The organism is Rhizobium sp. ZK1 (assembly GCF_047782645.1).
GTDB lineage: Bacteria > Pseudomonadota > Alphaproteobacteria > Rhizobiales > Rhizobiaceae > Rhizobium.
Genome location: NZ_CP180586.1, coordinates 2,695,588 through 2,709,181, shown reverse-complemented (window position 1 = coordinate 2,709,181; position 13,594 = coordinate 2,695,588). Strand labels below are relative to the sequence as shown.

Genomic DNA, 13,594 nt, shown 5'->3' with positions numbered 1-13,594 from the left:
AGCCACGCGAAGTCTTTCGCGTGAAAGAGTCTCCCGCACCGCTGAACCGGCGCTGCTCGATCCCCGTCGTGAACAGGGATGAGGGAGAGAACGAAGCCAAAAGCGAGCCAAGTAATGACCGATCAGACATCGGCAATTCCTGAACCGATCAAGCGTCCCATCCGCTGGCATATCGGAATTTTCCTTCTGCCGGCCTTCGTCGTCTATTCGGCGATCATGATCCTGCCGCTGATCGAAACGCTCCGGCTTTCTTTCTACAATACGGTCGACGGCGCCCCGGCGTTTGTCGGTTTCGCCAATTACAAGGTTCTTTTCGGCGATGCCCGCTGGGTGCATGACTTCTGGAATGCGCTCCGCAACAACGTCATCTTCTTCATCATCCATATGTGCGTTCAGAACCCGATCGGGATTGCGCTTGCGGCCCTGCTGTCGACGCCTCGACTGCGCTTTGTTGCCTTCTATCGGACGGCGATCTTCCTGCCGACGCTGCTCTCCTTCGTTATCGTCGGTTTCATCTGGAAGCTGATCCTCTCTCCGATCTGGGGCGTCGCACCCTGGCTGATGAGCCTCGTCGGCCTGAAGTGGGCCTTTGCGCCCTGGCTCGGCCAGTCCGGCCCTGCGCTGATCGCAGTGTCGCTGATCTCCAACTGGCAATATATCGGCATCCCGATGATGCTAATCTATGCGGCCCTTCTCAGCATTCCCGAGGAAGTCATCGAGGCTGCCGAATGCGACGGCATTACCGGCTGGGCGCAGTTCTGGAAGATCAAGCTGCCGCTGGTCCTGCCGGCAATCGGCATAATCTCGATCCTCACCTTCGTCGGCAATTTCAACGCCTTCGATCTGATCTACACGGTGCAGGGCGCGCTTGCCGGCCCCGACATGTCGACGGATATTCTGGGCACGCTGCTCTATCGTACCTTCTTCGGCTTCCAGCTGCAGCTCGGCGACCGCTCCATGGGCGCGACGATCGCAACGGTCATGTTCCTGATCATCCTTGCCGGCGTCTCCTTCTATCTTTTCGCCATCCAGCGGCGCATGCGCCGCTACCAGTTCTGAGGAATGTGAGCCCATGTCGAACAGAGCGCGCACATCCCCGATCCGCACCGGCCTCGTGCATCTGGCGCTGGTTGGCTACACGCTAATTGCCATCTTCCCGGTGTTCCTGACGATCATCAATTCGTTCAAGGATCGCAACTCGATCTTCCGGTCGCCGCTGCAGGTGCCGACGCCGTCCACCTTCAGCCTCGTTGGTTACCAGACGGTGCTGGGGCAGGGTGACTTCGCCACCTATTTCCAGAACAGCTTCATCGTGACGATCGTGGCGATCTTCCTCGTGCTGCTGTTCGGGGCCATGGCCGCCTTCGCACTGTCGGAATATCGCTTCAGGGGCAATACGCTTGTTGGCCTCTACATGGCGATCGGCATCATGATCCCGATCCGCCTCGGCACGGTCGCCATCCTGCAGGGCATGGTCGCGACCGGCCTCGTCAATACGCTGACGGCGCTGATCCTGGTCTATACGGCGCAGGGCATACCGCTGGCAATCTTCATCCTGTCGGAATTCATGCGCACCGTGTCCGACGACCTGAAGAATGCCGGGCGCATCGACGGGCTTTCGGAATATGCGATCTTCTTCCGCCTCGTGCTGCCGCTGGTGCGGCCGGCAATGGCGACGGTCGCCGTCTTCACGATGATCCCGATCTGGAACGACCTATGGTTTCCGCTGATCCTGGCGCCGTCGGAAGCCACCAAGACCGTGACGCTCGGCTCGCAGATCTTCATCGGCCAGTTCGTCACCAACTGGAATGCGGTTCTGGCAGCACTGTCGCTCGCGATCCTGCCGATCCTCGTTCTCTACGTCATCTTCTCGCGGCAGCTGATCCGCGGCATTACCTCGGGAGCCGTCAAGTGAGCCAATCCGAAAAGCCGATCCGCGTCCTCGTCGCCGGCCTCGGCAATATGGGCCGCAGCCATGCGCTCGCCTATCACAACAATCCGAACTACGAGATCGTCGGCCTCGTCAACCGCTCCAAGCCGTCGCAACTGGCACCGGAGCTGGAGCAGTACACGATCCATCCGGATTTCATGGCCGCACTTGCCGAATTGAAGCCGGATCTCTGCTCGATCAACACCTATTCCGACAGCCATGCCGATTATGCTGTGGCCGCCTTCGAGGCCGGCTGCGACGTCTTCGTTGAAAAGCCGCTGGCAACGACCGTTGCCGATGCGGAGCGTGTCGTGGCAGTGGCGAAGAAAGCGAAGAAGAAGCTGGTGATCGGCTATATCCTTCGCCATCACCCCTCTTGGATCAAGCTTATCGAGGAAGCGCGGAAGCTCGGTGGTCCCTATGTCTTCCGCATGAACCTCAATCAGCAATCCAGCGGGCCGACCTGGGCAACGCATAAGTCACTGATGCAGACGACCTCGCCGATCGTTGATTGCGGCGTCCATTATGTCGATGTCATGTGCCAGATCACCGATGCTAGGGCGGTCGAGGTGCGTGGCATGGGCCTGCGCCTGTCGAACGAGATCGCGCCGGATATGTACAATTACGGTCACCTGCAGGTTCTTTACGAGGACGGTTCCGTCGGCTGGTACGAGGCCGGCTGGGGGCCGATGATTTCCGAGACGGCCTTCTTCGTGAAGGACGTCATGTCGCCGAACGGCGCCGTTTCGATCGTCATGGACCCGAAGGCGAAGTCCGACGACATCGACACGCATACCAAGACTTCCGTCATCCGCCTGCATACGGCAGAGACCGGGCCTGACGGCAAATTCATCCGTCCCGATCAGGACATGACCATGGAAGGCGAGCCGGGTCATCAGGCGCTTTGCGACCTGGAACAGGCATTCGTGGCGCGCGCTATCAACGAGGATCTGGACCTTACCCGCCATATGGATGATGCCGTAGCCTCGCTGCGCATCTGTCTTGCCGCCGACGAGAGCGTGCGCACCGGCCGACCGGTTAGACTATAAGGAAAGACTAGTGGGATCGCTTCAACTCAAATCCATCCGCAAGGCCTACGGCAAGCATGACGTGCTGAAGGGCATCGACCTCGAGGTCAAGGACGGCGAATTCGTCATCTTCGTCGGCCCCTCCGGCTGCGGGAAATCGACCCTGCTGCGCAGCATCGCCGGCCTGGAAGACGTGACATCGGGTGCCGTCATCATCAATGGCCGCGACGAGACGCTGACGCCACCGGCCAAGCGCGGCATCGCCATGGTGTTCCAGTCCTACGCGCTCTATCCGCACCTGACGGTCAAGGACAATATGGGCCTCGGCCTCAAGCAGGCGGGTACTGCGAAGGACGAGATCGAAAAGCGCGTCTCCGAGGCGTCCTCGATGCTGTCGCTGGAACAATATCTCGCCCGCCGCCCGGCCGAACTTTCGGGTGGCCAGCGCCAGCGCGTTGCGATCGGCCGTGCGATCGTGCGCGAGCCGGAGCTCTTCCTGTTCGATGAACCGCTTTCCAACCTCGATGCGGCGCTGCGCGTGCAGACGCGCCTCGAGATCGCCCGCCTGCATCGCAGCCTCAAGGCGACGATGATCTATGTCACCCACGATCAGGTCGAAGCCATGACGCTTGCCGACAAGATCGTGGTGTTGAATGCCGGTGCGATCGAGCAGATCGGCTCGCCGATGGAGCTGTATAACCGCCCGGCCAATGTCTTTGTCGCAGGCTTCATTGGCTCGCCGCAGATGAACTTTATTTCCGGCGACAAGGTGGGGGATGCCGATGCAAAAACCGTCGGTATCCGCCCCGAGCATCTGACGCTCTCGCGCGACAGCGGCACCTGGAAGGCGAAGACTGTGCATGTCGAGCATCTTGGCGCTGACACCATCGTCTATCTGGAATCCGAGCAGTGCGGCCTGTTGACCGCGCGTCTCTTCGGTGAGCACAAATACGAGCCCGACGAGATCGTCTATGCGACGCCGGACGGAAGCCATATCCACCGCTTCGACGCGAACGATCAAGCGATCCGGTAACTGTGTCTACGTATGAAAAGCCCCGCCAAGCTGGGCTTTCATTTCAGACAATTGATAGAGCCGTCTTCACCGGAGAACCGGACGCATGAAGCTGCGCTCATAGCTGATGATGCTGCGGTTACGCTTGTCGAGATCGAAGGCGGCCTGGCATTCTGGGTCGCTTGCCATCCGGGTGCGATAGTCCTCATAGGCGGCGAGGCTCGGGAAGGAAAACAGCGCAACCGCAATGTTGTTGGCGCCTTCTGACGGCAGGAAATAGCCGTGATGGGTACCGCCCATCCTGTTGACGATCGGAATCCAGAGCCGGGAGTATTCCTCGAATTCGGCGACCTTGTATGGATCGATGACGTATCGCAGATAGCAGGTAATCATTGAAATATCCCATTGTGGAAAAAGCCGGGCGAATGGCCGTCCGGCCTGTGTTGCCCGTTCAGGTTCGGGAGGTCAGCCGGTCTGTCAGTTCCTCGATGCCGACTTCGGCCTCGATGCTATCTCCCTTGGCCAGAAGGTAGAGGCCGAGGCCGAAGGTAAGGGCGGCGATGAACAGCAGATAATAGGCATGTGCCATCGGGTTGATCGGGAGCAGGGCGGCGACGGCAAGCGGTGTCAGTCCGCCGAAGATCGCATAGGAAACATTGTAGGAGAAGGAGAGGCCGCTGAAGCGGACGCGGGCCGGGAAGGCGCGCACCATCACATAAGGCACTGCGCCGACCATGCCGACGGCGAGGCCCATGATGGCATAGAGCATGAAGAGCACCGTCAGCGAAACTGCGGCATAGCTGTAGAAGGCGAAGGTGGCGATGGCGAAGAAGATGCTCGAGACCAGGAAGAACCGGCCTGAGCCGACACGATCGACGATTGCACCCGCTGCCGCCGTGCCGAAGATCAGGAACAGCGTGCCGAAGCTCGTGGCAGCTAGCGATTGCTGGGCGGTATAGCCATACTGCTTCTGCAGAAACGTCGCCGTCATCAAGGTTGTCACCACGATGCCGGCGGACAGGATCCAGGTCAGCAGAATGGAGATCACGATACCGCGGGGATAGTCGCGCAGCACGGCCTTCAGCGGCAGTTCCGGCACCAGTGAGCGGCTCTGCTTCATCTCGGAGAAGATCGGCGTCTCCTGCAGCCAGCGGCGCAGATAGACGGCGATGAGGCCAAAGATGCCGCCGATGAAGAATGGCAGGCGCCATGCATAGGCAGCGATATCGTCGGGCGTGAAGACCGTATTGATGATCGTCGCGATAAAAGAGCCGAAGAGGATGCCGAGCGTCAGGCCCGAGCAGAGGAAGCCGCAGGCAAAACCGACGCGGCGGAAGGGTACATGCTCGGCGACGAAGGTCCAGGCGCCCGGAACCTCGCCGCCGATCGCCGCACCCTGGAGGACGCGCATCAGGATGAGAAGCATGGGTGCCGCAATGCCGATCGAGGCATAGGTCGGCATTGCGGCCATGCCGAGCGTCGAGAGCGCCATCAGCAGGATCGAGAAGGCGAAGACCTTCTTGCGGCCGAAGAGGTCGCCGAAATGGGCCAGTACGATGCCGCCGAGCGGCCTCACCAGATATCCGGCGGCGAAGATGCCGAAGGTCTGCAGCGTCACCAGCCAGTCCGGCATTTCCGGCGGGAAGAAAAGCTTGCCGATCACGGCTGCGAAGAAGACGAAGATGATGAAATCGTAGAATTCCAGCGCGCCGCCAAGGGCGGAAAGGCCAAGCGTGCGAAAATCCTGGGGGGTCAGGCTGCGGGGAGCGGAGGCTGTGATTGATGACATGATGGAGCACTTCGTGGATCGGTATGGTTGCTCCATGCGGCATGGCTCCCATCACTTCAAGCCCTTTATCGTGATGGCTTCATCACGTTTGCTGACAATGTTCTCGTCAAAACGAAAAAAAGGCGCCGCATCGGCGGCGCCCTCATCTAGACCGGTTTTCTTGCAGTCAATCGCGGATGACGAGCAGATCGGCGGCCATGAAGCGGAGCGTCACGGTTTCGCCAGCAGCCGGCGGGGTGACGCCGGGGCTGTTGAACATGTCGAAGGAGATGACGTTGCCGCCGACATTCATTCGGGTTCGGATGACAGAACCCAGGAAGTGGGCGGAGACGACCTGACCGGTCAGAGCCGTATCGCTGTGTGTGCTTTCGGCAAGCGAACCGGCTTCGGGACGGAGTGCGAGCTGAACGGTATCGCCGGCCTTGTAGGTCTGGACAGATTGTTTCAGCGTCACAGCCTGATCACCGATCTGGATCCGGTTGCTGTCGGGATCGACAACCTTGGCTTCGATGAGATTCAACGTGCCGACGAAGGATGCGACGAAGCGCGTTGCCGGCGTGTTGTAGATCTCGAAGGGCGTGCCGATCTGGTCTGCCTTGCCAGCGTTCATGACGACAATGCGGTCGGAGATCGAAAGCGCTTCTTCCTGGTCGTGCGTGACGAATACCGTGGTGATGCCGAGCGACTGCTGGATCTGGCGGATTTCCTCGCGCAGCGAAACGCGGATCTTGGCGTCGAGAGCGGACAGCGGCTCGTCGAGCAGCAGGACCTGCGGCTTGACGGCAAGGGCGCGGGCAAGTGCTACGCGCTGCTGCTGGCCGCCCGACATCTGGTAAGGGAAGCGGTCTGCCAGGTGGTCGAGCTTGATCAGGCCGAGCATTTCCTTGACGCGGGCGTCGATCGCAGGCTTCGGAGCACCTGCGACCTTGAGGCCGAAGGCGACGTTGTCATGTACGGACATGTTGGGGAACAGCGCATAGGCCTGAAAAACCATGCCGATATTGCGCTGGTTCGGTTTCAGCGAGCTCTGGTCTTTGCCATTGATCGTCAGCGTGCCACCGGTCGGCGTTTCGAAGCCGGCGATCATGCGCAAAACGGTCGTCTTGCCGCAGCCTGACGGTCCGAGGAAAGAGACGAATTCCCCTTTCTCGATGTTCATGTTGAAGTTCTTGACGACCTGAGTCTGGCCGAAGGATTTCTGAATATTGGTCAGTGTAAGAAAGGACATGAGCCAAATACCTTATGCTTTAGCCGGGCGGGCTTTGCCAAAGCGAGAAACGAGGTTGAGCAGGCCCATGCTGAGCCAGGTGATCGAGAATGCGATGACCGCAAGCGCGGAAGGTTCATAGGCCTTGTTTGCACCGACGAGTTGCAGGTAGGGACCGAAGGCTGGACGGTTCAGAAGTGCTGCGAAGGTGAATTCGCCCATGACGATCGCGAGCGTGATGAAGGCGCCCGAGAGCACGCCGCTCATGACATTCGGAAAAATGCATTTGAACATTATGGTCGTCCAGCGCGCGCCGAGGCTTTCGGCCGCCTCCGTCAGCGTGCGGACGTCGATGGCGCGCATGGCTGTATCGACGGCGCGGTACATGTAGGGCAGCGACAGGGTGACGTAAGAGAAGACCAGCAGGGCGTCGGTGCCTATCGACGAATTCGTCAACGGCAGATAGGACGACGAGTTGTACATCCTCAGGTAGCCGAAAACGATGACGATCGCCGGAATGACGAGCGGCAGCAGCGTGATGAATTCGACAACCGGACGCATCTGCGGCAGCCTCAGCCGCACCCAGTAGGCTGTCGGTACGACGAGCAACGTGCCGAAGATTATGGTCAGAAGCGCCATTCCCATGGAGTAGCCGAAGGTCTCGCGGAACTGAGCGTCCGAGAAGACTGACTGATAGGCATCGAAGCTATAGGTGCCGCGGCGCATGCGCAGCGAAAATTCGACGGTTCCGATCAGCGGGATGATGAAATAGGATGCGCCCAGAAAGATGGCGATCCAGGCTCCGAGACGTTGAGCTTTCATTTCTGCCACCGTTCGGCGCGCATGCGCAGCATGAGATAAAGGACGTTGGATACGCCGGTTATGACGATCATGCCGAGCGCGATCGCGTAACCGAGGTTGGCATTGTGCAGGACGTCGCCGCGGATCTGCGCATAGAGCAGGATCGGCACGATGTTCAGCGAACTGCCGGTCAGCGCGAAGGCGGTGGCGATGGCGCCGAAAGCGTTGGCAAAGAGCAGCAGCGTGGTACCGAGCAGGCTCGGCCAGAGGATCGGCAGGGCAACCATCGTCCAATATTGGCGGTTGGTGGCGCCGAGAATCTCAGAGGCTTCGCGCCATTCCTTCTTCATGCCGTCGAGCGCCGGCGTCAGGATCAGCACCATCAGGGGGATCTGAAAATACATGTAAGTGATGGTGAGCCCGAAAAAGGAGAGCAGGTTGAAGCCGGTGCCATAGAGATTGAAGCCGAACCATTCCCGCAAGAAAACGGTCACGAGGCCGGTGCGGCCGAGCGTAGCGAGGAAGGCGAAGGCAAGCGGCACGCCGGCGAAATTCGAGGCGACGCCGGAGAAGGTCAGCAGCGTCGAGCGTACCGAGGCGGGCAGACCGCCGAGCACGACGGCCCAGGCGAGAAAGAAGCCGACCAGTGCGCCGCCGAGAGCGGACGCCAGCGAGACGCGGATACTGATCCAGTAAGCGCTCATGATCGATGGAGTAAAGAGATCGCCGATATTCTTCAGCGTGAAATCGCCCTCGGGTGTCAGAAACGCGCCCGCCACAAGATAAAGCGTGGGGATGATCAGAAACAGCAGCGAGAAAATAATGAAGGGTGCGATACCCAGCCAATCGATCACACGGTCTTTATTGATCAAGGGGGTGCTGCCCACCATCGGCGTTGAAACGGTACTCATGAAAAGCTCATCCTGGGCGTCGGAGTGAGAAAACCTCCCCGCCCTCGGGGCGGGGAGGTAGGATCAAAGTTTACTGAACGTTAGCGCCGACGACGGAATCCCAGTTCTTGGTGATGGTTTCCTTGCCTGCTGCCTGTTCTTCGAGTGTCGGGAAGACGGCCTTTTCATAGGCCGCTGCCGGCGGCAGCTTGTCGAGCAGCTCCTTCGGGATCTTGTTGTTCTTGGCAAGATCGTTGAAGCGGATCGGGTGGCAATAGCCCTTCAGCCAGCCGAGCTGACCTTCGTCGGAATAGAGGTATTCCATCCAGAGCTTGGCAGCGTTCGGGTGCGGAGCGAAGGCGGAGATGGCCTGAACGTAGACGCCGGCAACGACGCCGGTCTTCGGAACAACGACTTCGAACGGAGGATTGCCTTTCAGGCTTTCACCCCAGGAAAGCGCGTTGTAGTCCCAAGCGATGATGATCGGCGTGGAGCCCTGCGCGAAGGGAGCAGCCTTGCCGACAACAGGTACGAAGTTGCCGGCCTTGTTCAGTTCGGCGAAGAACTTCAGGCCTTCTTCGCCTGCCTTGGCGGCGTCACCGCCAGCGGCCGAAAGACCAGCGGCATAGACGCCTTGGACGGCCTGGTTGGCGCTGCGCGGATCGCCTGCGAGAGCAACGCTATTTGCGTAGTCGCTCTTCTTCAGATCGGCCCAATCGGCGGGCGATTCCTTCACGAGATCCTTGTTCACGAGGAACGAAAGAACACCGTAATAGTCGCCGTACCAGTAACCTTCTGCATCCTTGGCGGAATCTGGGATCGAATCCCAGGTGGAGACCTTGTAAGGCTGGATCAGGCCGTCCTTCTTGGCGGACGGGCCGAAGGAGAGGCCGACGTCGATGACATCGGGAGCCTGTGGGCCGGTGTTGCCCTTGTTGGCCTTGATGGCTTCGATTTCGTCGCCCGAGCTTGCGTCAGGGTTCAGCTCGTTGACCTCAATGCCGTACTTGGCCTTGAAACCGGCAATGACGTCGCCGTAGCCGCACCAGCTATGCGGGAGAGCGATCGTGGTCAGCGTGCCTTCCTTCTTGGCGGCAGCGATAAGATCAGCGCTCGGCTCAGCTGCTGCGATCGCAGTCGAAGCAACGATCATCGCAGTAGAAAGCGAGAGCAGTCGAGAAATGTTAGAGATCACTGTTGTTCTCCTTCGGGTTTTCAGTGTCCGATGTGCTGTTACTGGCGTTAGATGAAGCTTGTATGACAGTTGCGTGACGTAAATTTCGTCATGAATAGCAGATGCTTGCGGCAATGTTTCATTTGCGACAGGCTATCCTGATTCCGCGAAATGCGTCTTTGTTTTGCCCTTTTTCTAGCTGTCCCTCCTAACCGGGTTTGCGGAAAAGCCGAGTCTGTTCGAACAGGCCTTCCAGCGTTTTCATGCGCTCCTTCGTCTCGTCCCATGTCGAGTTCTGCACCGCTTCGATGAGTGCCTCGACGATGAAGAGCGTGACGACGGAGGAATCCCATGCCGATGGCGCCTCGATCTGTACACGAAAGGCGTGACGGGCGAGCTTGGCGGCGGGCGAAGCCCACTGGTCGGTGAAGACGATGATTTCGGCTCCGCGCTTGCGGGCGGCAGTGGCAAGGCTCACCATTTCCTGCTCGTAGCGGCGGATATCGAAGATGATGAGCAGATCGCCCGGATTCATATTGAGGACATATTGCGGCCAGCTCGACGAGTTGGAGGAGAGCAGCGCCGTGTTCGGGCGAATGACCTGCATATGGGTAAAGAAGTATTCGGCAAGCGCGCCGGTGATACGTCCGCCGACGAAATAGAGCGTGCGCTTGCGATCCGAGAGCAGGGCGGCGACGCTGTCGAAGGTTGCCGTATCGAGATCGGAGAGCGTCTGGCGCAGATTGCCCATGATGGCATCGGCGAAGCGGTTCAATATATGGGTGCCCGGCGCGTTCTGAGCCCAGCGATCGTGTTTGGCGATCGGGTTGGAAATCGTTGCCTCGACTTCCTGGTGCAGATGCTGCTGGAAGTCCGGATAGCCCTTGTAGCCGAGCTTCTGGACCATGCGCACGACCGTCGGCGTGGAGACGCCGGCATTTTCGGCGATGGTGGTGATGCTGCCGAGACCGGAGACGGGGTAGTTGTCGAGCAGGCTTTCAGCCAATTGCTTCTCGGCGCGCGTAAGCACGCCGAAATACGAATGAATGACGTCCGAAACGGTCTTGGCCGCGACACTCACGTGATTTTGCTCCCCGGGATGGTCTGGCGCCACTTTCCCACTGAAAGTTAACAACGCTGTCACAATCCATGTCAATGACTGTCATGAAAAGAAATTTTCAGAGTGCGCTTGACACTGCTGCGAACCTGAAGAATTCTTTTCTTATAAAGAATTTATTAAGCGATGGGGGAAGCGCCTTTGGTGCTGGCTCGGGCCAAAATTCTCAGCGATGCCGACGGCGAATGCGTGGCAATCGAACGTGCTCACGGCAAGAGTCCGGTGCTCGTCATCTGCGAGCACGCATCCCGCACGCTTCCTGAACATTTCGGCGATCTCGGCCTTTCCGAGGAAGCGCTTTCGAGCCACATCGCCTGGGATCCGGGTGCGCTTGCCGTTGCCCGCGCCATTTCGGCAGCGCTGGATGCGACACTCATCTACCAGCGCTTCTCGCGGCTGATTTATGACTGCAACCGGCCGCCGAGTTCGCCCGGCGCCATGCCCGAGGTCAGCGAGATCTATACGATTCCCGGCAACAAGGATTTGACCGAGGGCGAGCGCAACGCCCGCACGGAAGCTCTCTACCTGCCGTTTCACGATGCCGTTCGCGCCCTGATCCGCGACCGTCAGGCAAGCGGGCAAGACAGCGTGATCGTGACGATCCACAGTTTTACGCCGATCTATAATGGCCGGCAGCGCGCTGTCGAACTCGGCATCCTCCACGACGAGGACAGCCGCCTTGCCGACCGCATGCTGGATTTTGCGGCCGAGGCGCCGCTCTACCGTACCGAACGCAACGAACCCTACGGGCCTGAGGACGGCGTGACGCACACGCTGATCCTGCATGGCATTTCCAATGGGCTCCGCAATGTCATGATCGAGGTCCGCAACGACCTCATCGCAGACGATACCGGCCAAGGGGTCGTGGCCGACTATCTCACAAGGCTTCTCCAGCAGAGTCTGGATGCCTGAATAAAAAGAAGACCCCGGGGAGCAGTTTAACTGCGAACAGCCCGCAAGGCGAAAAGCCACGGGCACTATTGGCATAGGATCGGTCGCAATCCCGCGGGCGATTGTCAACAGGGGGAAGTCATGTCGGACTATACTGAAAGTGACAAGAAGCAGGATATACATATCCTGCATTCCATGGGCTATGCCCAGGAACTCGAACGGCGGATGAGCTCGTTTTCGAACTTTGCAATCTCGTTTTCGATCATCTGCATTCTCTCCGGCGGCATCAATTCGCTCGGGCAGGCGACAGCGGGTGCGGGAGGAGCGGCGATCGGCCTCGGCTGGCCGCTCGGCTGCCTGATATCGTTCATCTTCGCCCTCGGCCTCGCGCAAATCGGCTCCGCCTATCCGACAGCCGGCGGTCTCTATCATTGGGGCTCGATCCTCGGCAACCGTTTCACTGGCTGGTTGTCGGCCTGGCTCAACCTTCTCGGGCTCGTCACCGTGCTCGGTGCCATCAATGTCGGCACTTTCTACTTCTTCTTCGGGGCCTTCGGGCCGCAGTTCGGCATAGAGGACACGCTCCTTCATCGTGTCGTCTTCGTGGCGATCATCACTGCGCTGCAGGCCGGCATCAACCATTTCGGCATCGGCTTGACCGCCAAGCTGACCGATTTTTCGGGATATCTGATCTTTGCAACAGCTATTCTGTTGACGATCGTCTGCTTGGCTGCTGCCTCGAGCTGGGATGTTTCTCGGCTTTTCACCTTCGCCAACTATACGGGCACCGAAGGTGCATCGCTCGTCTGGCCGGCCACCGTCTCGACCGGCATGGCGTTCCTGCTCGGCCTGCTGTTGCCGGTCTACACCATCACCGGCTATGACGCCTCTGCGCATACCTCGGAGGAGACCGTCAAGGCCGCCGTCTCCGTGCCGCGTGGCATGGTTTCCTCGGTTCTCTGGTCGGCGCTTTTCGGCTATCTCATGCTGTGTGCCTTCGTGCTGATGATCCCGAACATGGACGATGCAGCAAAACAGGGCTGGAACGTGTTCTTCTGGGCGATGGACGCGCAGGTCAACCCGACGATCAAAACCATTCTTTACGTGCTGATATTCGTCTCGCAGTTCCTGTGTGGACTTGCGACGGTCACCTCGCTTTCGCGAATGATCTTTGCCTTCTCGCGTGACAAGGGGCTTCCGGCGTCCTCGGTCCTCGCCAAGGTCAGCCCGAGCTTCCGCACGCCGGTCGCAGCCATCTGGACGGGCTCGATCCTTTCCGTGCTCTTTGTCTGGTTTACCTCGGCGATTACCATTGCCGGTACCCCTGCTTATTCGATCGTCGTATCGTGCACGGTCATCTTCCTGTTCCTGTCCTTCGTTGTGCCGATCGCTCTCGGCCTCATCTCGATAGGAACAGCGAAATGGCCGAAGATGGGACCCTGGAATATGGGAATCGGGCTGTATAAAGTGGTTGCCGTTCTCGCCATCCTGTCGATGGCTTTGATTTTCTACATCGGCATTCAGCCGCCGAACGACTGGGCGCTGGAAATCACTGTAGGCTTCCTCGTCTTGACCGCTATCGTCTGGTTCGCATTCGAGAACCGCCGCTTCAAGGGGCCGCCGATCGGCGAGGCGATTGCTAAACGCCAGGCTGAAATCGCGGCCGCGGAGGCGGCGGTTGGCGAAGTCTGAAAAGGAGCTTCCCCCTTACACGATGGGGCCGCTCCGGCGGCCCCATCACGGTTCAACGAAAAG

At 59.3% G+C, this 13,594-nt stretch carries 13 protein-coding genes; 6 read left to right on the top strand and 7 right to left on the bottom strand.

The features are described 5' to 3' along the window. The first annotated feature begins 114 nt into the window (after positions 1-114). Genes ACK9YZ_RS13985 through ACK9YZ_RS13970 form a run of 4 tightly spaced genes read left to right on the top strand, consistent with a single transcriptional unit; the run spans position 115 to position 3,991 of the window. A complete protein-coding gene (locus ACK9YZ_RS13985; protein WP_416064223.1) occupies positions 115-1,059 on the top strand; it encodes a carbohydrate ABC transporter permease in 945 nt (314 codons plus the stop codon). 13 nt (positions 1,060-1,072) lie between these two features. Next, positions 1,073-1,915, top strand: coding sequence for a carbohydrate ABC transporter permease (locus tag ACK9YZ_RS13980; RefSeq protein ID WP_183731225.1), 843 nt, complete (start codon positions 1,073-1,075; stop codon positions 1,913-1,915). Positions 1,916-1,962: 47 nt separating this feature from the next. Continuing rightward, complete coding sequence (locus ACK9YZ_RS13975) at positions 1,963-2,979, top strand: Gfo/Idh/MocA family protein (RefSeq protein ID WP_416066741.1); 1,017 nt, start codon at positions 1,963-1,965, stop codon at positions 2,977-2,979. 10 nt (positions 2,980-2,989) lie between these two features. Beyond that, the gene (locus ACK9YZ_RS13970; protein WP_416064222.1) at positions 2,990-3,991 is read left to right on the top strand and encodes an ABC transporter ATP-binding protein; all 1,002 of its coding nucleotides are present in this window, start codon (positions 2,990-2,992) and stop codon (positions 3,989-3,991) included. 66 nt (positions 3,992-4,057) lie between these two features. On the opposite strand, the gene ACK9YZ_RS13965 is transcribed toward ACK9YZ_RS13970, so the two are convergent. From ACK9YZ_RS13965 to ACK9YZ_RS13935, 7 genes are all read right to left on the bottom strand, one after another. Then, positions 4,058-4,363 (bottom strand): NIPSNAP family protein, encoded by a 306-nt coding sequence (locus ACK9YZ_RS13965; protein ID WP_416064221.1) that lies wholly within the window; start codon positions 4,361-4,363, stop codon positions 4,058-4,060. A gap of 58 nt (positions 4,364-4,421) precedes the next feature. After that, complete coding sequence (locus ACK9YZ_RS13960; protein ID WP_416064220.1) at positions 4,422-5,759, bottom strand: MFS transporter; 1,338 nt, start codon at positions 5,757-5,759, stop codon at positions 4,422-4,424. 166 nt (positions 5,760-5,925) lie between these two features. After that, the gene (locus ACK9YZ_RS13955) at positions 5,926-6,987 is read right to left on the bottom strand and encodes an ABC transporter ATP-binding protein (protein WP_216755257.1); all 1,062 of its coding nucleotides are present in this window, start codon (positions 6,985-6,987) and stop codon (positions 5,926-5,928) included. A gap of 12 nt (positions 6,988-6,999) precedes the next feature. Continuing rightward, on the bottom strand, positions 7,000-7,788 hold the full coding sequence (locus tag ACK9YZ_RS13950; protein ID WP_416064219.1) for an ABC transporter permease: 789 nt from the start codon (positions 7,786-7,788) through the stop codon (positions 7,000-7,002). After that, positions 7,785-8,678: an ABC transporter permease gene (locus ACK9YZ_RS13945; protein ID WP_416064218.1), complete on the bottom strand. Its 894-nt coding sequence runs from the start codon at positions 8,676-8,678 to the stop codon at positions 7,785-7,787. The genes ACK9YZ_RS13950 and ACK9YZ_RS13945 overlap by 4 nt, the downstream gene beginning before the upstream one ends. A gap of 70 nt (positions 8,679-8,748) precedes the next feature. Next, the gene (locus ACK9YZ_RS13940) at positions 8,749-9,852 is read right to left on the bottom strand and encodes an ABC transporter substrate-binding protein (RefSeq protein ID WP_416064217.1); all 1,104 of its coding nucleotides are present in this window, start codon (positions 9,850-9,852) and stop codon (positions 8,749-8,751) included. Between the two features lie 187 nt (positions 9,853-10,039). Continuing rightward, positions 10,040-10,912 (bottom strand): MurR/RpiR family transcriptional regulator, encoded by an 873-nt coding sequence (locus ACK9YZ_RS13935; protein WP_216755253.1) that lies wholly within the window; start codon positions 10,910-10,912, stop codon positions 10,040-10,042. Positions 10,913-11,089: 177 nt separating this feature from the next. Here ACK9YZ_RS13935 and ACK9YZ_RS13930 point away from each other — a divergent pair, with 177 nt between their 5' ends. Further along, the gene (locus ACK9YZ_RS13930) at positions 11,090-11,860 is read left to right on the top strand and encodes an N-formylglutamate amidohydrolase (RefSeq protein ID WP_416064216.1); all 771 of its coding nucleotides are present in this window, start codon (positions 11,090-11,092) and stop codon (positions 11,858-11,860) included. 120 nt (positions 11,861-11,980) lie between these two features. After that, entirely contained in the window at positions 11,981-13,531 is a 1,551-nt protein-coding gene (locus ACK9YZ_RS13925; RefSeq protein ID WP_216755251.1) for an amino acid permease, read from the top strand. The last annotated feature ends 63 nt before the right edge of the window (positions 13,532-13,594 follow it).